General features: G+C 65.7%; 19 protein-coding genes. 14 read left to right on the top strand and 5 right to left on the bottom strand.

What is annotated here, in order from left to right; genetic code table 11:
• Positions 1 to 364, top strand: a 364-nt coding sequence (locus tag ACOJTD_RS24305) for a nucleoside deaminase (RefSeq protein ID WP_420135417.1), incomplete at its 5' end; no start/stop codon positions are given.
• A 93-nt stretch (positions 365 to 457) separates the two neighbouring features.
• Here ACOJTD_RS24305 and gltA read toward each other — a convergent pair.
• Positions 458 to 1,762, bottom strand: coding sequence for a citrate synthase (gltA, locus tag ACOJTD_RS24300; protein ID WP_420135416.1), 1,305 nt, complete (start codon positions 1,760 to 1,762; stop codon positions 458 to 460).
• 149 nt (positions 1,763 to 1,911) lie between these two features.
• On the bottom strand, positions 1,912 to 3,333 hold the full coding sequence (gltX, locus tag ACOJTD_RS24295; RefSeq protein ID WP_420135415.1) for a glutamate--tRNA ligase: 1,422 nt from the start codon (positions 3,331 to 3,333) through the stop codon (positions 1,912 to 1,914).
• A 254-nt stretch (positions 3,334 to 3,587) separates the two neighbouring features.
• On the opposite strand from gltX, the gene ACOJTD_RS24290 reads away from it, so the two are divergent.
• A complete protein-coding gene (locus ACOJTD_RS24290) occupies positions 3,588 to 5,270 on the top strand; it encodes a glutamine--tRNA ligase/YqeY domain fusion protein (RefSeq protein ID WP_420135414.1) in 1,683 nt (560 codons plus the stop codon).
• A gap of 68 nt (positions 5,271 to 5,338) precedes the next feature.
• The gene (locus ACOJTD_RS24285) at positions 5,339 to 7,615 is read left to right on the top strand and encodes a ComEC/Rec2 family competence protein (protein ID WP_420135413.1); all 2,277 of its coding nucleotides are present in this window, start codon (positions 5,339 to 5,341) and stop codon (positions 7,613 to 7,615) included.
• Here ACOJTD_RS24285 and ACOJTD_RS24280 read toward each other — a convergent pair.
• Complete coding sequence (locus ACOJTD_RS24280) at positions 7,612 to 8,286, bottom strand: uracil-DNA glycosylase (RefSeq protein ID WP_420135412.1); 675 nt, start codon at positions 8,284 to 8,286, stop codon at positions 7,612 to 7,614. The two genes, ACOJTD_RS24285 and ACOJTD_RS24280, sit on opposite strands and share 4 nt — an antisense overlap.
• A 4-nt stretch (positions 8,287 to 8,290) precedes the next feature.
• Positions 8,291 to 8,923, bottom strand: a complete 633-nt coding sequence (locus ACOJTD_RS24275) for an NYN domain-containing protein (protein WP_420135411.1) — start codon at positions 8,921 to 8,923, stop codon at positions 8,291 to 8,293.
• Between the two features lie 338 nt (positions 8,924 to 9,261).
• Here ACOJTD_RS24275 and rpoZ point away from each other — a divergent pair, with 338 nt between their 5' ends.
• The 10 genes from rpoZ to recO all read left to right on the top strand — a co-directional run bounded on the left by rpoZ (position 9,262) and on the right by recO (position 17,792).
• On the top strand, positions 9,262 to 9,654 hold the full coding sequence (gene rpoZ, locus ACOJTD_RS24270; protein ID WP_054162816.1) for a DNA-directed RNA polymerase subunit omega: 393 nt from the start codon (positions 9,262 to 9,264) through the stop codon (positions 9,652 to 9,654).
• Positions 9,655 to 9,892: 238 nt separating this feature from the next.
• Positions 9,893 to 12,181, top strand: a complete 2,289-nt coding sequence (locus ACOJTD_RS24265; RefSeq protein WP_420135410.1) for a RelA/SpoT family protein — start codon at positions 9,893 to 9,895, stop codon at positions 12,179 to 12,181.
• Positions 12,182 to 12,226: 45 nt separating this feature from the next.
• A complete protein-coding gene (locus ACOJTD_RS24260) occupies positions 12,227 to 12,991 on the top strand; it encodes a pyridoxine 5'-phosphate synthase (protein WP_420135409.1) in 765 nt (254 codons plus the stop codon).
• Positions 12,988 to 13,407: a holo-ACP synthase gene (acpS, locus tag ACOJTD_RS24255; protein ID WP_420135408.1), complete on the top strand. Its 420-nt coding sequence runs from the start codon at positions 12,988 to 12,990 to the stop codon at positions 13,405 to 13,407. Before ACOJTD_RS24260 ends, acpS begins: the two co-directional genes overlap by 4 nt.
• 253 nt (positions 13,408 to 13,660) lie before the next feature.
• Positions 13,661 to 14,419, top strand: coding sequence for a signal peptidase I (lepB, locus tag ACOJTD_RS24250; RefSeq protein ID WP_420135407.1), 759 nt, complete (start codon positions 13,661 to 13,663; stop codon positions 14,417 to 14,419).
• A complete protein-coding gene (gene rnc / locus ACOJTD_RS24245) occupies positions 14,416 to 15,228 on the top strand; it encodes a ribonuclease III (RefSeq protein WP_420135406.1) in 813 nt (270 codons plus the stop codon). The genes lepB and rnc overlap by 4 nt, the downstream gene beginning before the upstream one ends.
• Positions 15,221 to 16,144 carry a GTPase Era gene (era, locus tag ACOJTD_RS24240; RefSeq protein WP_420135405.1) on the top strand — a complete coding sequence of 308 codons (924 nt, stop codon included), beginning with the start codon at positions 15,221 to 15,223 and terminating at the stop codon, positions 16,142 to 16,144. The genes rnc and era overlap by 8 nt, the downstream gene beginning before the upstream one ends.
• Positions 16,141 to 16,536 carry a hypothetical protein gene (locus tag ACOJTD_RS24235; protein ID WP_420135404.1) on the top strand — a complete coding sequence of 132 codons (396 nt, stop codon included), beginning with the start codon at positions 16,141 to 16,143 and terminating at the stop codon, positions 16,534 to 16,536. The genes era and ACOJTD_RS24235 overlap by 4 nt, the downstream gene beginning before the upstream one ends.
• A gap of 184 nt (positions 16,537 to 16,720) precedes the next feature.
• Entirely contained in the window at positions 16,721 to 16,996 is a 276-nt protein-coding gene (locus tag ACOJTD_RS24230; protein ID WP_420135403.1) for a hypothetical protein, read from the top strand.
• A gap of 49 nt (positions 16,997 to 17,045) precedes the next feature.
• Positions 17,046 to 17,792 (top strand): DNA repair protein RecO, encoded by a 747-nt coding sequence (recO, locus tag ACOJTD_RS24225; protein ID WP_420135402.1) that lies wholly within the window; start codon positions 17,046 to 17,048, stop codon positions 17,790 to 17,792.
• Positions 17,793 to 17,806: 14 nt separating this feature from the next.
• On the opposite strand, the gene ACOJTD_RS24220 is transcribed toward recO, so the two are convergent.
• The gene (locus ACOJTD_RS24220; RefSeq protein WP_420135401.1) at positions 17,807 to 18,451 is read right to left on the bottom strand and encodes a glutathione S-transferase family protein; all 645 of its coding nucleotides are present in this window, start codon (positions 18,449 to 18,451) and stop codon (positions 17,807 to 17,809) included.
• A 133-nt stretch (positions 18,452 to 18,584) separates the two neighbouring features.
• Between ACOJTD_RS24220 and ACOJTD_RS24215 the strand changes: the two genes are divergently transcribed.
• Positions 18,585 to 19,072: TetR/AcrR family transcriptional regulator (locus ACOJTD_RS24215; protein WP_420135400.1), on the top strand; the 488-nt coding region annotated here is incomplete at its 3' end.

Raw genomic sequence — 19,072 nt, 5'->3', positions numbered from 1 at the left:
AGTGCTCTCGGCGACGGGCAACAGCGTGCTGCGCGACAATGATCCGTCGGCGCATGCCGAGGTCAATGCGATCCGCGCTGCATGCAAGAAGGTCGGCGCTCCGAACTTGCGCGGCGCCACCATGTATACCAGCTGCGAATGCTGCCCGATGTGCTACGCGACGGCCTATTGGGCGCGGCTCGACCGCATCTTCTACGCAGCGTCGTGGACCGACTACGCCGATCTGTTCGACGATTCGAATATCGGCGCCGACATGAAGAAGCCCTACGCCAAACGCCAGGTGACGATCGCGCAGATGATGCGAAGTGACGCGCAGAAGGTGTGGCAGGAATTCCGCACCCTGCCGGATCGCGCGCGCTACTGAGGCTGCGAGCCGGCTTCAATCCGGCACAGGCACAAAGCAAAACGGCGAACCGCCTGGCGGTTCGCCGGTTGTGTTTTCAGAGAGCGGGAGCGATCAGCCACGCTTGTCGATATCGACGTAGTCGCGGGTGGTGGCGCCGGTGAAGAGCTGGCGCGGACGGCCGATCTTCTGCTGCGGATCCTCGATCATCTCGCTCCACTGGCTGATCCAGCCGACGGTGCGGGCGACGGCGAACAACACGGTGAACATGTCGGTCGGGAAGCCCATCGCCTTCAGCGTAATACCCGAATAGAAGTCGACGTTCGGGTACAGCTTGCGGTCGATGAAGTACTGATCGCTGAGCGCGATCTTCTCGAGCTCCATCGCGACCTTGAGCAGCGGGTCGCCGCCATGGCCAGTCTCGGCCAGCACCTGATGGCAGACTTCCTGCATGATCTTGGCGCGCGGATCGTAGTTCTTGTAAACGCGGTGGCCGAAGCCCATCAGCCGCACCGACGAGTTCTTGTCCTTCACCTTGGCGATGAAGTCCGGGATGTTGGAGACGTCGCCGATTTCCTTCAGCATCGTCAGCGCCGCTTCGTTGGCGCCGCCATGCGCCGGACCCCACAGGCAGGCGATGCCGGCCGCGATGCAGGCGAACGGGTTGGCGCCGGACGAGCCGGCGATACGGACCGTCGAGGTCGAAGCGTTCTGCTCGTGGTCGGCGTGCAGCGTGAAGATCTTGTCGAGCGCGTTCGCCAGCACCGGGTTGACGACGTACTCTTCGCACGGCGTCGCGAAGCACATCCGCATGAAGTTGGCGGCGTAGCCCAGCGAGTTCTTCGGATAGATGAAGGGCTGACCGACCGAGTACTTGTAGGCCATCGCGGCCAGCGTCGGCACCTTGGCGATCATCCGGATCGACGCCACCATCCGCTGCTGCGGATCGTTGATGTCGGTGGAGTCGTGGTAGAACGCGGCCAGCGCGCCGACCGAAGCGACCATGACGGCCATCGGATGCGCGTCGCGGCGGAAGCCGTTGAAGAACCGCGACATCTGATCGTGCACCATGTTGTGGCGCGTGACGCGGTAGTCGAAGTCTTCCTTCTGCGCCTTGGTCGGCAGCTCGCCGTACAGCAACAGGTAGCAGGTCTCGAGGAAGTCGCCCTTTTCGGCGAGCTGTTCGATCGGGTAGCCGCGATACTGCAGAACGCCTGCGTCACCATCGATGTAGGTGATCTTCGACTGGCAGCTCGCCGTCGAAGTAAAACCCGGATCGTAGGTGAACATGCCGGTCTGGCCGTAGAGCTTGGCGATGTCGATGACATCGGGGCCAACCGTTCCGGTCAGAATCGGAAGGTCGTAGGTCTTGTTTCCAACCGTAAGCGTTGCGGTCTTGTTGTTTGTCGTTGCGTCCATCGTGTGGTCCCCGATGTCGTTGTCGAAACCAGCGGCGGCGCACCGAAGATGCGAGCGAGACTGGTTGGCCTAAAAGCACACGCGGAATGCGTAGCTTATTGCCGTGTGCACCGCAAGACGGCCCGATTGCGGGCCTATCCTGCGGTCCGCTAAGCAGCCTGATCGGCCAGTCGCGACAGGCATTCGTCGCGCCCGAGCACCGCCAGAACGTCGAAAATCCCGGGCGAGGTGGTCCGCCCGGTCAGCGCCACACGCAGCGGCTGCGCGACGGCGCCGAGCTTCAGTCCGGCCTGCTCGGCAAAGCCGCGCATCGCCGCCTCGGTGGTGGCGGCGGTCCAGGGCGAAACATCCTCCAGAGCGGCGCGCAAACGCCCGATCAGGGCGCGGGTCTCCGAAGTCAGCACTGCTTGCGCCTTGGCGTCGACGGCGAGCGGCCGGTCGGCGAGTATGAAGCCGGCATTGTCGAGCAGTTCCAGCAGCGTCTTGGCGCGCTCCTTGAGTCCAGGCATGGCCTGAAGCAACTGGGCGCGGGTGGCGTCCGTGATCCGGGCCGCGATCGCCGGACCCTGCGGGATGTAGTGCAGCAGGTCTTCGAGCTGGGTCACGAGGGATTGATCATCGCTGTGCCGGATGTAGTGGCCGTTGAGGCTCTCCAGCTTGGCGAAGTCGAACCGCGCCGCCGAGCGGCCGATCGCCGGCAGGTCGAAGGCGTCGATCATTTCCTGCGTGGTAAATATTTCCTGATCGCCATGGCTCCAGCCGAGACGCACCAGATAGTTGCGCAGCGCGGCGGGCAGGTAGCCCATGGCGCGGTAAGCGACCACGCCGAGCGCACCATGGCGCTTCGACAGCTTCGAGCCATCCGGACCGTGGATCAGCGGGATGTGCGCCATCACCGGCAGCTCCCAGCCCATCGCGTCGTAGATCTGCTTCTGGCGCGCGGCATTGATCAGGTGATCGTCGCCGCGGATCACATGGGTGACGTCCATGTCGTGGTCGTCCACCACCACGGCGAGCATGTAGGTCGGCGTCCCGTCGCCGCGCAGCAGCACCAGGTCGTCGAGGTTCTCGTTCTGCCAGGCGACGCGGCCCTGCACCTGATCCTCGATTACGGTCTCGCCGGTCAGCGGGGCCTTGAGGCGGATCGTCGGCTTGACGCCCGTGGGAGCTTCCGCCGGATCGCGGTCGCGCCATGTCCCGTCGTACAGCTTGGCGCGGCCCTCGGCGCGCGCCTTGTCACGCATCGCCGCCAGTTCTTCAGCGGTCGCGTAGCAGTAATACGCCTTGCCCTCCGCCAAGAGCTGCTCGGCGACCTCGCGGTGCCGGGCAGCGCGGGCAAACTGGTAGACGGTGTCGCCGTCCCACTCGATGCCGAGCCATTTCAGGCCGTCGAGGATGGCGTCGATCGCTGGCTGGGTCGAGCGCTGGCGGTCGGTGTCCTCGATTCGAAGCAGCATCTTGCCGCCGTGCTTTCGCGCGTACAGCCAGTTGAACAGAGCGGTGCGGCCGCCGCCGATATGGAGGAAGCCGGTGGGGGAGGGCGCGAAGCGGGTAACGACGGGTCGGGTCATTCGAAACTGGGATTGAAATCACGCCCAAGCGGCGCGGAGGGTGTATAGCAGGATCGGCGCATAACTAAAGTGCTCCGCACAGCCCGCGGGGGTTGGCGCGGAGCCCCGGATTTGGCAGATACCGCCTTGGGTTCCGACCAAAGCATGGTTCGATCGAATCGAAGCCGGTGCTTTGGTTGTTGGGCGGTGCGGGATGGCTGCGACGAGCCGGTTTTCCGCGCACGCGACGAGGTTTGAGGAAGAAAGATCGATTGATGACCACGGCAGACGCAACGACCGAGGCTGGGCGCGATTTCATCCGCGACATCGTCCAGGCCGATCTCGAAGCCGGCAAGCACCGGACCGTGGTGACTCGGTTCCCGCCGGAGCCGAATGGCTACCTGCATATCGGCCATGCGAAGTCGATCGCGCTGAATTTCGGGATCGCCCAGGAATTCGGCGGCCGCTGTAATCTGCGGTTCGACGACACCAACCCGACCAAGGAAGAGCAGGAATATATCGATTCCATCCAGGCCGACGTCCGCTGGCTCGGCTATGACTGGGGCGACAGCGTCTTCTACGCCTCGGATTATTTCGACCAGCTCTACGCCTGGGCCGAACTGATGATCCAGAACGGCGACGCCTATGTCGACGACCAGTCGCAGGATGAGATCCGCGCCAGCCGCGGCACGCTGACCGAGCCGGGCAAGAACAGCCCGTTCCGCGACCGCTCGATCGAGGAAAATCTCGACCTGTTCCGACGGATGAAGGCGGGCGAATTCCCGAACGGCGCACGCGTGCTCCGCGCCAAGATCGACATGGCATCCGGCAACATCAATCTGCGCGACCCGGTGCTGTACCGCATCCTGCATGCGCATCATCCTCGCACCGGGGAGGCGTGGTCGATCTATCCGAGCTACGACTATGCCCACGGCCAGTCGGACGCGATCGAGGGCATCACCCATTCGATCTGCACGCTGGAGTTCGAGGACCACCGGCCGCTGTACGAATGGCTGCTGTCGAAGCTGCCGGTCCCGTCGCAGCCGAAGCAGTACGAATTCGCCCGGCTGAACATCACTTACACGCTGCTGTCGAAGCGGGTGCTGACCCAACTGGTCCGCGATGGCCACGTCGCCGGCTGGGACGACCCGCGGATGCCGACGATGGCCGGCATGAAGCGGCGCGGCGTGCCGCCGGCGGCGATCCGCGAGTTCGTCAAGCGCATCGGCGTCGCCAAGGCCAACAGCGTCGTCGATATCGGGATGCTCGAGTTCTGCATCCGTGAGGAGCTGAACCGCACGGCGCAGCGCCGGATGGCGGTGCTACGGCCGCTGAAGGTGGTGATCGAGAATTATCCGGAGGGCCAGACCGAGGAGCTCGAGGCGATCAATCACCCCGACGATCCGTCGGCCGGCACGCGCAAAATCACCTTCGGCCGCGAGATCTATATCGAGCAGGACGACTTCATGGAGACACCGCCCAAGAAGTTCTTCCGGCTGTTTCCGGGCAACGAGGTGCGCCTGCGCTATGCGTACTTCATCAAGTGCCGCGAAGTGGTGAAGAACGACAAGGGCGAGATCGTCGAGCTGCGCTGCACCTACGATCCGGAAACCCGCGGCGGCAACGCGCCGGACGGCCGCAAGGTCAAGGGAACGATCCACTGGCTGCCGGCGGCGCAGTCGGTGCAGGCCGAGATCCGGATCTACAATCAGCTGTTTGCCAATCCGGCGCCGAGTGCTTCGACCTTCGCGGCCGATCTCAATCCGCAGTCGTTGGAAGTGCTGACCGACGCCCGCCTCGAGCCGGAGGTGGCGGCGAGCAATTCGGACGAGCCGATGCAGTTCGAGCGGCAGGGTTACTTCGTGCGCGACAAGGACTCCACCGCCGCCAAGCCGGTGTTCAACCGCACAATCGGGTTGCGCGATACCTTCGCGAAGGAAGTCGGCGGTAAAAGCTGATAGTTAGTGCCGGCGCATGTTGCCGGCACGCGCGCTCTGCTCCAGTCTGCATACCCGCCTGATGGAGTATGCGTACGGTGGAGCGGGGGCGAGCCAAGGTCAGGACGTGGCCGGTGCGCGCTGCTGCGCGGGCCGGCGCTCTGGTGCCGTGGGGCGCGTCGTTATGGACCGTCATCATCGATCCGCTGCGCGACTGGGTCCGCGCCGAGGCCGGGCCTGGCCGGCTGCTGCCTTACGTGCCCGTCGCGTTCGGTGCCGGGATCGCACTTTACTTCGCTGCCGACCGTGAACCGATCGCGTGGGTCGCCTGCTTCGCAGCAGGTGTGTTTGGCGTCGCGGCGTTCGGGTTACGACGGACGCGGGCTTTTCCGGCGGTGCTGCTGATCGCTTCGTTCGCGGCCGGCTTCTCTACGGTGGCGTTGAAAGCGCAGCGGATCGCCCACCCGGTGCTCGACAAGCCGGTGCAATCCGTTTCGCTCAAGGGCTTCGTCGAAACGCGCGAGGAGCGTGAGCGCACCGACCGCTTCGTTCTGCGCATCACCGAGATGGATGCGGCCGGCCGCGCGCCGGCCCTTCATCGCGTCCGCATCTCCGTACGCAAAAGCACTGCGCCGGCGGTCGGCAGTTTCGTGGGGCTGAAGGCGCGGCTGCAGCCGCCGCTGTCGCCGCTGCGCCCCGGCTCGTACGACTTCGGCCGCGATCTGTACTTTCAGGACATCGCAGCGTCCGGCTTCGCGCTCGGCAGCATCGCGGCGCTCGATCCGCCCGCGGACGGCGGATGGCGATTGCGCTACGCGGCGCTCATGCAGGGCTTGCGCGACGCGATCGACGCGCGGATCCGTTCGGTGCTGAGCGGCGATCAGCGCGCTATCGCCACCGCGCTGCTGACCGGCAAACGTGACGCGATCTCGACGCCGATCAACGACGCGATGTTCATCTCCGGGCTCGGCCACGTGCTGTCGATCTCCGGCTATCACATGGCGGTGGTGGCCGGCGTGGTGTTCTTCGTGGTGCGCGCACTGCTGGCGCTGATCCCGGCGCTGACCGTGACGTTTCCGATCAAGAAGGTGGCGGCTGCTGCGGCGCTCGTCGCGGCGGCGTTCTATCTGCTGCTGTCGGGAGCCGAAGTCGCGACGCAGCGCAGCTTTCTGATGACGGCGGTCGTGCTGATCGCCGTCATGGTTGATCGCCGCGCCATCACCTTTCGTACCTTGGCAATCGCCGCGCTGATCGTGCTGCTGATCGCGCCCGAAGCGCTGGTGCATCCGAGCTTCCAGATGTCGTTCGCGGCCACGCTCGGGCTGGTCGCGCTGGTGCAGATCGGCATGCCGGCCTTGTTCGCGCGCGCCGACAGTTCGGCGGCGGCCCGCGCGGCGTTGTGGGGCGGGCGCGAGATCGTGATGCTGACTCTGGCGTCGCTGGTCGCAGGCCTCGCGACGATGCCGTACGCGGCCTATCACTTCCACCGCATCACGCCTTACGGCGTGATCGCCAATCTGCTTGCGATGCCGATGGTCTCGGCGGTGGTGATGCCGGCGGGGCTCCTTGGTCTTATGGCGATGCCGTTCGGATTGGACGGCGTGTTCTGGCGGATCATGGAAGCGGGCATCGACTGGATGATCCTGGTCGCGGTCTGGGTCGCGACCTTGCCGGGCGCAGTCGGCCGAATGGCCGCGTTCGGCACAGGGCCGCTGCTGCTGGCGTCGCTGGGCATCGTGCTGTTCGGCCTGCTGCAGACGCCGCTGCGTTACGGTGGTGCGCTGCTGCTACTTGCTGCGACGACGTGGGCGCTGCTGACGACGCAGCCGGACATCCTGATCGCCGGCGACGGACGTCAGGTCGCGGTGCGCGGCGCGGATGGGCGATTGCGCGTGATGCAGAGTGGCGCTGACGTGTTTCGGCTGAAGGAGTGGCTGTCCGCCGATGCGGATGCGCGTATGCCGGATGCGGCGTCGCTGCGCGAGGGCGTGTCGTGCGATGCGGATGGCTGCGTTACTGCGCTCGCGAATGGCCGGCTGGTCGCGCTGTCTCTGCGGGTCGACGGATTGGCGGATGACTGCGCGCGGGCGGCGCTGGTGATCGCCACATTGCGGTCGCCGCCGGAGTGCGCGGCCCGCCTGATCGAGGGCGAGTTGCTCAAGAGTCGCGGCGCGCTGGCCTTGTGGCAAACCTGGGGCAGGGACCGCGGCTTCGCGATCGAGGCGGTGCGACCGGTTGGCCGCGACCGGCCGTGGGCGCCGGCACCGGTCGAGGCCGCGGCGGACGCGCCACCGCGGCAGAGTACCGCGCGCCCGGCACCGGTCGACGCCACCCCGGCCGCGCAGGATCAGCGCGACGAGGACTAGTCGGCCGCGTCCAGGTCGGCGCGGACGCGGGCGAACACATCGCGAAACATCTTGGGTGTCAGCACGCCGGTGTTGGTGTTGTAGCGCGAGCAGTGATAACTGTCGTAGAGCCGAAACCGGCCGGCGTCGTGCACCGCGCCGTGGCTGAACGGCGCCTGCGCGGCACGAAGGCCCAGAGCCTTGAGCGTGGAGTCGTGCGCGATGCGTCCGAGCAGCACGATGGCGCGCAGCTTCGGCATCGTCTCGATCGTGCCCGTGAGGAAACGTCGGCAAGTGTTGATCTCGACCGGCAGCGGCTTGTTCTGCGGCGGCACGCAGCGCACCGCGTTGCTGATCCGGCTGCCGATCAGCCGCAGCCCGTCGTCGGGACGCGCCTGATAGTTGCCCTTGGCGAAGCCGTATTCGATCAGCGTGGCATAGAGCAGGTCGCCGGCGTAGTCGCCTGTGAACGGCCGGCCGGTGCGATTGGCGCCCTGCAGGCCGGGCGCGAGGCCGACGATCAGCAGCGCCGCATCGGCCGTGCCGAAGGAGGGGACCGGCGCATTGTGCCAGCCGGGCTCGCGCGCCCGATGCTCGCGGCGGAAATCCGCGAGCCTCGGGCACATCGGGCAGTCACGATCGGGTTCGTTGATCGCAGGCAGGACGCCGGCCCGCGGGCCGCGCGCAGGCATTGTCTCAGTCTTCGAAATCGTCGTCTCCGCCACGCGGCGCCATTACGGCCGAACGCTGCAGGAACTGCGGCGCGTGGTGACGCGGTTCGCGCGGCGGCGGACGGTCGGCCGGGTCGCGGCCGATCTTCGACTGTAGCTCCACCAGGTCGGTGAAGATGTCGGCCTGCCGGCGCAGTTCATCGGCGATCATCGGCGGCTGGCTGGAGATCGTCGAGATCACGGTGACGCGCACGCCCCGGCGCTGCACGGCTTCGACCAGCGAGCGGAAGTCGCCGTCACCCGAGAACAGCACCATCTGGTCGATGTGCTCGGCCAGTTCCATGGCATCGACCGCGAGTTCGATGTCCATGTTGCCCTTCACCTTGCGGCGGCCGGAAGCGTCGATGAACTCCTTGGTCGCCTTGGTGACCACGGTGTAGCCGTTGTAATCGAGCCAGTCGATCAAAGGACGGATCGACGAATATTCCTGATCTTCGATGATGGCGGTGTAGTAGAAGGCACGGACCAGAGTCCCGCGCCCCTGGAATTCCTTGAGCAGGCGTTTGTAATCGATATCGAAGCCAAGCGTCTTTGCAGTCGCATAAAGGTTGGCGCCATCGATGAAGAGCGCGATTTTGTTGCTCGCAGAGGTGGACATCCAGATCTCTCGTGTTCTGTCGTTAGAGCTTTTGGCGCGGCAGTAAAACCGCGCGTGAAAGGCAAATTTTCACGAATAGCCGTGGCATTGGCTGCCGGCGCAATCTTCAACCGCACGAAGCATTGGCCGGTATTCTATACTTTTCTTTCTGAAAAGAAGCCTTTTGTTGTCAGACCCGTGTTCGTCCCAGTGAATGGTGCGCCCCACGCCGACAAAAAGGTCATTATCAGAGTGGCAGGATACGGCCAAATGACAAATTGGTTCTTGCGCATCCCTTCAACGACCTATACCTACGCGCGATAACCCGCATTTTGGTCCTTTGAACGGAGCGACTGGCGATGGCGCGCGTCACCGTGGAAGATTGTATTGATAAGGTCGACAATCGGTTCGACCTGGTGCTGCTGGCGGCACACCGCGCGCGGATGATCTCGTCCGGCTCGCAGCTCACAATCGACCGTGACAACGACAAGAATCCCGTTGTTTCGCTTCGAGAAATCGCCGAGCAGACGATCTCGCCGGAAGACCTCAAGGAAGAGCTCGTGCACTCGCTGCAGAAGTTCGTCGAGGTCGATGAGCCGGAACAGGATACCGTTCCGCTGATCGGTTCGGCCGGCGCCAGCGTCGATGCCGACGACACCGAGGTCGCGCTGGAGCGGATGACCGAAGAGGAGCTGCTGAAGGGTCTTGAGGGCCTCGCCCCGCCGGAAGAGCAGCCCGAGGAAGACGAGTAAGGCGCAACGCCGCTCGCGAATGTCCCAATTCTGCACACGGCCCGGATCGCTCCGGGCCGTTTGTTTTTCGGTGGTGGTCACAATGCCTTGCCGCCGATCAAACCTCTGTCGGAATGGCAGCTTTTCCTGATCGTCTATCTTCCCATCAGGTCAAAACGCTTTACTGTTGATCAAGCGGATTTCCAGAAGATCTGAAGCGCACGTGCGGTGCTTGGCGCCGCGATCGAGGTTTTGAGCAATGGCGTCAGGGCGCCGCATATCGAGGCAGATGGAAGCGATGGCCGATTCGGCGGCACCGGCGGTGGCCGAGCCACCCGCTGTGACGAAGCCACGCGCGCCGCGAGCCCGGATGATGCGGCAGTACGACCTCGTGGAGCGGGTCCGGTCCTACAATCCGGATACTGACGAGGACATGCTCAACCGTGCGTATGTCTATGCCATGAAGGCGCATGGCGAGCAGACGCGGGCGTCCGGCGATCCCTATTTCTCGCATCCGCTCGAAGTCGCGGCGATCCTCACCAACCTCAAGCTGGACGACGCCACCATCGTGGCGGCGCTGCTGCACGACACGATCGAGGATACCGAGGCGACCCGGACCGAGATCGACAAGCTGTTCGGTCACGAAATCGGCGCGCTGGTCGAGGGGCTCACCAAGCTGAAGCGACTGGAGCTGGTGTCGCGCGAGGCCAAGCAGGCGGAGAATCTCCGCAAGCTGCTGCTGGCGATTTCCAACGACGTTCGCGTGCTGCTGATCAAGCTGGCCGATCGCCTGCACAACATGCGCACGCTCGACTTCGTGCCGCCGGCATCGCGGCAGCGTATCGCCGAAGAGACGCTCGATATCTACGCGCCGCTCGCGGGCCGCATGGGCATGCAGGAGATGCGCGAGGAGCTCGAGGACCTGTCGTTCCGGACGCTCGATCCCGAGGCCTTCGCAGTGGTGATGCAGCGCCTCGACGCGCTGGCCGAACGTAACCGTAACCTGATCGGCGAGATCGAGACGCAGCTCTCGGCGAACCTCGCCAAGAACGGTCTGACCGCCGAGGTCACGGGCCGGCGCAAGCGGCCATTTTCGATCTGGACCAAGATGGAGCGCAAGTCGGTCGGCTTCGAGCAGCTGTCCGACATCTACGGCTTTCGCGTCGTGCTCGACGACGTGCCGTCGTGCTACCGGGCGCTCGGCGTGGTGCACACCACCTGGCCGATGGTGCCGGGCCGCTTCAAGGACTACATCTCGACGCCGAAGCAGAACGACTATCGCTCGCTGCACACGACGGTGATCGGGCCCGGTCAGCAGCGCGTCGAACTGCAGTTTCGCACCCACGACATGAACCAGATCGCCGAGTACGGCATCGCCGCGCACGCATTCTACAAGGACGGCGCGGGCTCGCCGACCGAGCTACTGAACCGCGAGTCGAATGCCTTCGCCTGGCTGCGGCACACCATCGAGATGCTGTCGGAGGCGCAGAACCCCGAGGAATTCCTCGAGCATACCCAGCTCGAGCTGTTTCACGACCAGGTGTTCTGCTTCACGCCGAAGGGCAAGCTGATCGCGCTGCCGCGCGCCGCCAATGTCATCGACTTCGCCTATGCGGTGCACACTGATGTCGGCAACAGCGCGGTGGGCTGCAAGATCAACGGCAAGTTCGCGCCTCTGTCGTCCGAACTGCAGAACGGCGACGAAGTCGAAGTGCTGACGTCGAGCGTGCAGTCGGCGCCGCCGGCGGCGTGGGAGTCGCTGGCGCGCACCGGCAAGGCGCGCGCGGCGATCCGCCGTGCGACCCGGACGGCGATGCGCGATCAGTATGCGGGCCTCGGTCGCCGGATCGTCGAGCGTTTGTTCGCGCGCGCCAAGATCGAATACGCCGACGACAAGCTGAAGGGCGCGCTGCCGCGGCTGGCGCGAGCCTCGATCGAGGACGTGATGGCCTCGGTCGGACGCGGCGAGATGAAAGCCTCCGACGTCGCCCGCGCAATGTATCCGGACTACAAGGAAGAGCGCACCGCGCGGTTCGGCGGCAAGAAGCCGGAGAAGCCCGGCGTGAAGCCGTCACCCGAGGCCGGCAAGGTCGGGCCGGCCGTGCCGATCGGCGGCATCCATTCGGGGTTGCCGGTGAAGTTCGCGCCGAACGGCGGCGCTGTGCCGGGCGATCGCATCGTCGGCATCGTCTCGCCGGGCGAGGGCATCACCATCTATCCGATCCATTCGCCGGCGCTGAAGGAATTCGAGGAAGAGCCGGAGCGCTGGCTCGACGTCAAATGGGACATCGACGAGACGACGCCGCAGCGTTTCCCGGCGCGGCTGTTCGTGCAGAACGTCAACGAGCCCGGCAGCCTGGCGCAGATCGCCTCCGTGATCGCCGAGCACGACGGCAACATCGACAACATCAACATGAGCCGGCGCTCGCCGGACTTCACCGAACTCACCATCGATCTCGAGGTCTACGACCTCAAGCATCTCAGCGCCATCATCGCCCAGCTACGTGCCAAGGCGGTGGTGGCCCATGTCGAGCGCGTCAACGGATGACGGCGCACAGCAAGATCTCACGTCGCTAGTCCCGCAGGTCCAACCATGCCGAATGCTTCTCCGCTTCGCCTCGGAGTCAATATCGATCACGTCGCCACGGTGCGGAACGCCCGCGGCGGCCGCCATCCCGATCCGTTGCGCGCGGCACTGACGGCGATCGAAGCCGGCGCCGACGGCATCACCGCGCATCTGCGCGAAGACCGCCGCCACATCCGCGACAACGACATGGAGCGGCTCAAGGCGGAGATCTCCAAGCCGCTGAATTTCGAAATGGCGGCGACGCCGGACATGGTGCGGATCGCGCTCGGCGTGAAGCCGCATGCGGTGTGCCTGGTGCCGGAGCGGCGCGAGGAACTGACCACCGAGGGTGGCCTCGACGTCGTCGGCCAGCGCGAGTCGCTGGCGCCGTCGATCGCGCGGTTCAACGATGCCGGCATCCGGGTGTCGTTGTTCATCGCGGCCGATCCGGCGCAGATCGAGATGGCGGCGAAGCTGAAGGCGCCGGCGATCGAACTGCACACCGGCGCGTGGTGCGACGCCATCACCGACGACGAGCCGGCCAAGGCCGCGGAGGAATGGCGCCGGATCGTCGCCGGCGCGGCGCTGGCGCGCTCGGCCGGCCTCGAGGTCCACGCCGGCCACGGGCTCGACTACGCCACCGCCGAGACGATCGCGGCCCTGCCGCAGATCGTGGAACTCAACATCGGCTTCTACATGATCGGCGAGGCGCTGTTTGTCGGTCTCGGCGAGACCGTGAAGGCGATGCGCGCCGCGATGGACCGCGGCCGCGCCAAGGTCGCCGCCGCATGATCATCGGCATCGGCTCCGACCTGATCGACATCACCCGGATCGCCAAGGTGATCGAACGCCACGGCGAGCGCTTCACCGACCGCATCTTCACCGAGACCGAGCGGGCGAGGGCGGCCCGGCGCGACCAGCAGCCGAAAATGGTGGCCGCCACCTACGCCAAGCGGTTCGCCGCTAAGGAGGCCTGTTCCAAGGCGCTGGGAACCGGCATCCGCCAGGGCGTGTGGTGGCGCGACATGGGGGTGGTCAACCAGCGGGGCGGGCGCCCCACCATGGTGCTGACCGGCGGGGCCAAGGCCCGGCTCGATGCCCTGACCCCGGCCGGCATGACCGCGCAGATCGACCTGTCGATCACCGACGAATGGCCGCTCGCCCAGGCCTTCGTGGTGATCTCGGCCGTGCCCAACAGCCCGGCCTGATCCCGCCGCAGGTCGGCGCCGGGCGCAGAACTCCCTGATTCGTCATAGCATTAGTGAGTTTTGACCGGACAGTTGATTGCACGCTCCGCGACAACGGTCTACAACCGCGCGGAACCCTCGGCGGGTCGAGTCTACGGTGAGGGAGTCCGGATTTCGGCCCCCGCCGCCAATCAGTTTCTCATCGCGGAGCGGCTCGCTTCACCTGAGAACTATCGTCCACCGCGCGGCGACCGCGACGGAAATCGGGAAAGCGATGAGCGTGACATCCGGTACGAAATCTGAAGGCGGCATCGGCGAGACGATCCGCGTCGTCATCCATGCCCTCATCATCGCCCTGGTGATCCGCACCTTCCTGTTTCAGCCGTTCAACATCCCGTCCGGCTCGATGAAGGCGACGCTGCTGGTCGGCGACTATCTGTTCGTCTCGAAATACTCTTACGGCTACAGCCACTACTCGATCCCGCTGTCGCCGCCGATCTTCTCCGGGCGGATCTTCGGCTCCGATCCGAACCGCGGCGACGTCGTGGTGTTCCGGCTGCCGAAGGACGACTCCACCGACTACATCAAGCGGGTGATCGGGCTGCCCGGCGATCGCATCCAGATGCGCGAAGGCCGGCTCTACATCAACGACAACCCGGTGCAGCGCGAGCGGCTCGACGACTATGTCGGCGAAGATCCGTGCGGCTCCGAGGCGACCGCGCGCGTCAAGCGCTGGAAGGAGACGCTGCCGAACGGCGTCAGCTACGACACGCTCGATTGCGTCGACAACGGCTTCTACGACAACACCAACGTCTACACCGTGCCGGCCGGGCACTTCTTCATGATGGGCGACAACCGCGATAACTCGACCGACAGCCGCGTGCTGTCCGCCGTCGGCTACGTGCCCTACGAAAACATCATCGGCCGCGCGCAGATGATCTTCTTCTCGATCGCCGAAGGCGAACACGCCTGGCAGATCTGGCGCTGGCCGACCGCGGTGCGCTGGAGCCGTATCTTCACGATCGTGCGATGACCGAGGACGTGACCAGCATCGACAGCCCGCCGACCGCCAGCGACCAGCCTGCGTCGCCGCCGGCGGCCGAGCAGCCGGCTGGCCGCAAGCGCCGTAGCAAGGCGAAGTCGAAAGCCACGGCCGTCGCGATCGAACAGCGGATCGGCCACAGCTTCGCCGATCCGTCGCTGCTGAATACCGCACTGACCCACGTCTCGGCGCTGAAGTCGGCGCGCAACCGCGCCGACAGTTATCAGCGGCTCGAATTTCTCGGCGATCACGTGCTCGGCCTGGTGGTCTCCGACATGTTGTATCGCGCGTTCCCGAACGCCGATGAGGGCGAATTGTCGAAGCGGCTCGCCGATCTGGTGCGCAAGGAAACCTGCGCTGACGTGGCGCGCAGCCTCGACCTCGACGAAGGCATCCGGCTCGGCACGGTCGGCGCCGGCGCCGGCGCGCGGCTGCGGAAATCGGTGCTCGGCGACATCTGCGAGGCAGTGATCGGCGCGGTGTATCTCGACGGCGGCTATCCGGCTGCGTCCGACTTTGTGCAGCGCAACTGGACCGAGCGGATGAAGAAGCCGGCGCGGTCGCTGCGCGATCCGAAGACCGTGCTGCAGGAATGGGCGCAGGGCAAGGGCCTGCCGACGCCGGTGTATCGCGAAGTCGAGCGCACCGGCCCGCATCACGATCCGCAATTCCGCGTCGCCGTCAGCCTGCCGGGTCTCGAGGATGCCGAGGGCATCGGCGGCAGCAAGCGCGCGGCCGAGAAAGTGGCAGCGTCGGTGATGCTCGCCCGCGAAGGCGTGAGTGGCAGCAACGATGTCTGAACCGATCGAGACGCCTGACGCGAACAGCCGCTGCGGCTTCGTCGCGCTGATCGGCGCGCCCAATGTCGGCAAGTCCACGCTCGTCAATGCGCTGGTGGGCTCCAAGGTCACCATCGTGTCGCGCAAGGTGCAGACCACGCGCGCGCTGATCCGCGGCATCGTTGTGGAAGGCGGCTCGCAGATCATCCTGGTCGACACGCCCGGCATCTTCGCGCCGAAGCGCCGGCTCGACCGCGCGATGGTCAAGACCGCCTGGAGCGGCGCCCACGACGCCGATCTGGTCTGCGTGCTGCTCGACGCCCGCGCCGGCCTCGACGAGCAGGCCGAAGCGATCTTCGACAATCTGCAGAATGTCGCGCGGCCGAAGCTGCTGGTGCTGAACAAGATCGACCTGGTGCCGCGCGAAAAGCTGCTCGGCCTGGCGCAGCGCGCCAATGAGAAGCTCGCCTTCGAGCGCACCTTCATGATATCGGCGCTGTCCGGGGACGGTGTCGACGATCTGCGCCGCGTGCTCGCCGCGAAGGTGCCGCCGGGGCCGTTCCACTATCCCGAAGACCAGATGTCGGACGCGCCGCTGCGGCATCTCGCGGCGGAGATCACCCGCGAGAAGATCTTCCGCAAGCTGCACCAAGAGCTGCCGTATCAGTCCACGGTCGAGACCGAGACTTGGACCGAACGCAAGGACGGCTCGGTGAAGATCGAGCAGACCATCTTCGTGGAGCGCGAGAGCCAGCGTAAGATCGTGCTCGGGGCGGGCGGCGCGACCATCAAGGCGATCGGCGCCGATGCCCGCCGCGAGATCGGCGAGATTCTCGAACAGAAGGTCCACCTGTTCCTGTTCGTGAAAGTGCGGGAGGACTGGGAGAACGACCCGGACCGCTACCGCGAGATGGGCCTGGAGTTTCCCAAGGAATGACCGACGCCACGCCGAGCGTCCCGCGCAACGTGTACTGGTTCGAAGTGTTGCTGCTGGCTTCGCTGACGCTCGACTGTATCTCCGTCGCGTTCCAGGACCGCACCATGGATGCCGACATGTCGGCGAGCGTGATCGCCGCCGCCAACACCATCGCGGCCGGGCTGATCATCCTGTTGACCTATCTGGTCTGGCTCGCCGCCCACGGCCGCAAGAAATGGGCCCGCGCGGTGCTGACCGCGTCGCTGGCGTTCTCGGTGGTGTCCCTGCTGCAGATCATCAGCGTCAGCGGCGTCGAGCCTGGGCTGTGGATCGACATCGTGTCCTGCGCGCTGACCGGCGCTGGCGTCTATCTGTCCTACACCGGCGACGCCCGCGGCTGGTTTACCGGGTAGCATTGTCCAATCCCGGCCGCGGCGTTCGGCTGCGATCAGACCTGCGCCAGCGCTTGGTCGCGAATATGTGAGCCGTGCCGCCCGACTGCCGGTTCAGATCGCTCCTACATGTTTCCTGTCGAATTTGCGGCGTGCAAAGCTCGGTATTCTCCAGCTTGGCGCGTCCGATCCAACGGAGAAAACCATGACGGCAGCGAAGACGCTGGTCGCGACGGCAGTGCTGGCGATCATCACGGCCACATCTGCGTCGGCACAGGAGCCCGCGGCCTTCCAGTCCATGTATCCGAACCGGGACGTGCTGAACGGCGGCGCGCTGACGCCGGCGGGCCGGATGGGGCTTGAAGAAGCCGGGGGCGCCGTGTCCTCACCCCGAGCCTTTCCCGGCACCGTTGCGCCGCGCGCGGCCACCGAACCGATGTCGCAGGCCCGCCGTCGGTCATATCGTCATCGCCGAAACTAAGGTGGGCTCGGCCGCTGCGCCGGCCGACGAAATCCTGTAGCGTCGCCCGATGGAATGGAGCGACGAGGGCATCATTCTCGGGGTGCGGCGGCACGGCGAGGCCGCGGCGATCGTCGAGCTATTGACCCGCGAGCACGGCCGGCATCTCGGCATGGTGCGCGGCGGGGCTTCGTCGCGGATGCGGCCACTGCTGCAGCCCGGCAACAGCGTGCTGGCGGTGTGGCGGGCGCGGCTCGACGAACATCTCGGCTACTACCAGCTCGAAGGCACGCGGCTGCGCGCCGCGACCATGCTGGCTTCGTCGCATGCGGTTTATGGCGTGACGCATCTGGCGTCGCTCGCGCGGCTGCTGCCGGAGCGCGATCCGCATGAAGAGATCTACGAGATGCTGGAGCATACGCTCGACGATTTCGACGATGTCGGGAGGGCGGCGGCGTATCTGATCCGGTTCGAGCTGGCGATGCTGACCGAACTCGGTTTCGGGCTCGATCTGTCGACCTGCGCGGCGACCGGGACGACCGCCGACCTCATCTATGTCTCGCCGAAATCGGGCGGGGCGGTGTCGCGCACCGCCGGCGAGCCGTGGCGCGACAAGCTGCTGCGGCTGCCGGCTTTCCTGCGCGACGAGGACGGTGAGATCGGCTGGTCAGGACAGGACCTGCGCGACGGCTTCGATCTGACCGGCCGCTTCCTGCTGCGCAATGTGCTGGAGCCGCGCGGGCAGGGGCACTCGGACGCCCGCGAGGGGTTCATCAACGCGGTGGCACGGGCGATGGGCCGGATGGCGCTGCCTTGACGGGCGGCACCCGCTCAGGCGTAGCGCCGCAGCCGCTGGCCCGGCAGCAGGTCGTAGGGCGAGCGCCAGCCCGGCAATGCCGCCAGCCGGCCGAGCCAGGCGTGCACCGCCGGATGGCTCGCGGCAAGATCGAAGCCGGTCTCGTCCTCCGGGAACGACAGATAGGCCATCATCGAGATGTCGGCGATCGTCGGGCTGTCGCCGGCCGCGAAGGCGTGGTCGCGCAGATGCGTGTCCAGGATCGTCAGGTAGTCGTCGATCCGCCTGCGGAAATACGCGAGCACCTCGGTGTTGGCCGATGGCATGAAGGTGCGGGCGAAGCGATAGGTCGCGGCGTAGCTGCTGAGCTTGTGGTTGTCCCAGAACAGCCAGCGCAGCACCTCGAATTTTTCGTCCGCGGTGGCGCCGCCGAACCGGCCGTAGCGCTCGGCGAGCTGCAGCAGGATAGGCGCCGTCTGGGTCAGCCGCGCACCATCCTCTTCGAGCACCGGGATCTCGCCCATCGCATTGACGCGCGCCCGCCATTCCGGCGTTCGGGTGATGCCGTTGCCGAAATCGGTCCAGACCGGCTCGAAGCTCTGGCCGCACGCCGTCAGCATCAGAGCGAGCTTGTAGCTGTTTCCGGATTCGGGGAAATAATGCAGCCGGTAGCTCGGCATTCGGGCCTCCTTGGCAGGGCACGGCGCGACATGCCCCTGTCTCGTTGAATGGAATGGAACGGATGATCTTTAAATCAGAACAAATGTTCTGTAATTTGTGCGCTCGAAATGGGGCGGCTGTCAACGGGTGGACATGATCGAGCCGGAGACGAATGCGCGCGAGCGCGAGGTGATGGAGGCGGCACTGCGCCTGATCGGTCGCAGTGGGCTGAAAGCCGTCACGCATCGAGCGGTCGCGGCCGAGATCGGGATGTCGCTGGGAGCCATCACGCATCGTTTCGCGACGCGCGATCTGCTGGTCGAAGCCGCGCTGAATTTCGCGTTGACGCGGGAGGTTGCGCGACTGCGCGCGCTGGCGCTCAAGCTGCAGCGCGATGCACTCGATCTCGAGTCCTGGATCGATGCGCTGGTCGGCTGGTACGCCAAAGAGCTGGATAGCGAAGGCGAGATTCACATCGCCTGCTACGAGGCCTTTCTGGCCGCGGCGCGCGACGATCGGTACCGGCCGATCGTCGCCGAATGGCATCAGACCTGGCGGCGCAGCGCCGAACTGGCGTTGGCGGCGGCCGGATCGCGCGCACCGCAACTTCATGCCGTGATCTTCGTCTCGGCCGTCGTCGT

Source organism: Rhodopseudomonas sp., from assembly GCF_048594845.1.
GTDB lineage: Bacteria > Pseudomonadota > Alphaproteobacteria > Rhizobiales > Xanthobacteraceae > Rhodopseudomonas.
This window is presented reverse-complemented; position numbering and strand designations above follow the sequence as displayed.

What these genes read in the sequence shown, in the direction of transcription:
- recO (WP_420135402.1), top strand. Translation starts at nt 17,046, where the DNA reads ATGGAATGGAGCGACGAGGGCATCATTCTCGGGGTGCGGCGGCACGGC.
- ACOJTD_RS24280 (WP_420135412.1), bottom strand. Translation starts at nt 8,286, where the DNA reads ATGCCTGCGCGCGGCCCGCGGGCCGGCGTCCTGCCTGCGATCAACGAA.
- gltA (WP_420135416.1), bottom strand. Translation starts at nt 1,762, where the DNA reads ATGGACGCAACGACAAACAACAAGACCGCAACGCTTACGGTTGGAAAC.
- acpS (WP_420135408.1), top strand. Translation starts at nt 12,988, where the DNA reads ATGATCATCGGCATCGGCTCCGACCTGATCGACATCACCCGGATCGCC.
- ACOJTD_RS24285 (WP_420135413.1), top strand. Translation starts at nt 5,339, where the DNA reads ATGCGTACGGTGGAGCGGGGGCGAGCCAAGGTCAGGACGTGGCCGGTG.
- ACOJTD_RS24275 (WP_420135411.1), bottom strand. Translation starts at nt 8,923, where the DNA reads ATGTCCACCTCTGCGAGCAACAAAATCGCGCTCTTCATCGATGGCGCC.
- rnc (WP_420135406.1), top strand. Translation starts at nt 14,416, where the DNA reads ATGACCGAGGACGTGACCAGCATCGACAGCCCGCCGACCGCCAGCGAC.
- lepB (WP_420135407.1), top strand. Translation starts at nt 13,661, where the DNA reads ATGAGCGTGACATCCGGTACGAAATCTGAAGGCGGCATCGGCGAGACG.
- gltX (WP_420135415.1), bottom strand. Translation starts at nt 3,333, where the DNA reads ATGACCCGACCCGTCGTTACCCGCTTCGCGCCCTCCCCCACCGGCTTC.
- rpoZ (WP_054162816.1), top strand. Translation starts at nt 9,262, where the DNA reads ATGGCGCGCGTCACCGTGGAAGATTGTATTGATAAGGTCGACAATCGG.
- era (WP_420135405.1), top strand. Translation starts at nt 15,221, where the DNA reads ATGTCTGAACCGATCGAGACGCCTGACGCGAACAGCCGCTGCGGCTTC.
- ACOJTD_RS24220 (WP_420135401.1), bottom strand. Translation starts at nt 18,451, where the DNA reads ATGCCGAGCTACCGGCTGCATTATTTCCCCGAATCCGGAAACAGCTAC.
- ACOJTD_RS24230 (WP_420135403.1), top strand. Translation starts at nt 16,721, where the DNA reads ATGACGGCAGCGAAGACGCTGGTCGCGACGGCAGTGCTGGCGATCATC.
- ACOJTD_RS24290 (WP_420135414.1), top strand. Translation starts at nt 3,588, where the DNA reads ATGACCACGGCAGACGCAACGACCGAGGCTGGGCGCGATTTCATCCGC.
- ACOJTD_RS24265 (WP_420135410.1), top strand. Translation starts at nt 9,893, where the DNA reads ATGGCGTCAGGGCGCCGCATATCGAGGCAGATGGAAGCGATGGCCGAT.
- ACOJTD_RS24235 (WP_420135404.1), top strand. Translation starts at nt 16,141, where the DNA reads ATGACCGACGCCACGCCGAGCGTCCCGCGCAACGTGTACTGGTTCGAA.
- ACOJTD_RS24260 (WP_420135409.1), top strand. Translation starts at nt 12,227, where the DNA reads ATGCCGAATGCTTCTCCGCTTCGCCTCGGAGTCAATATCGATCACGTC.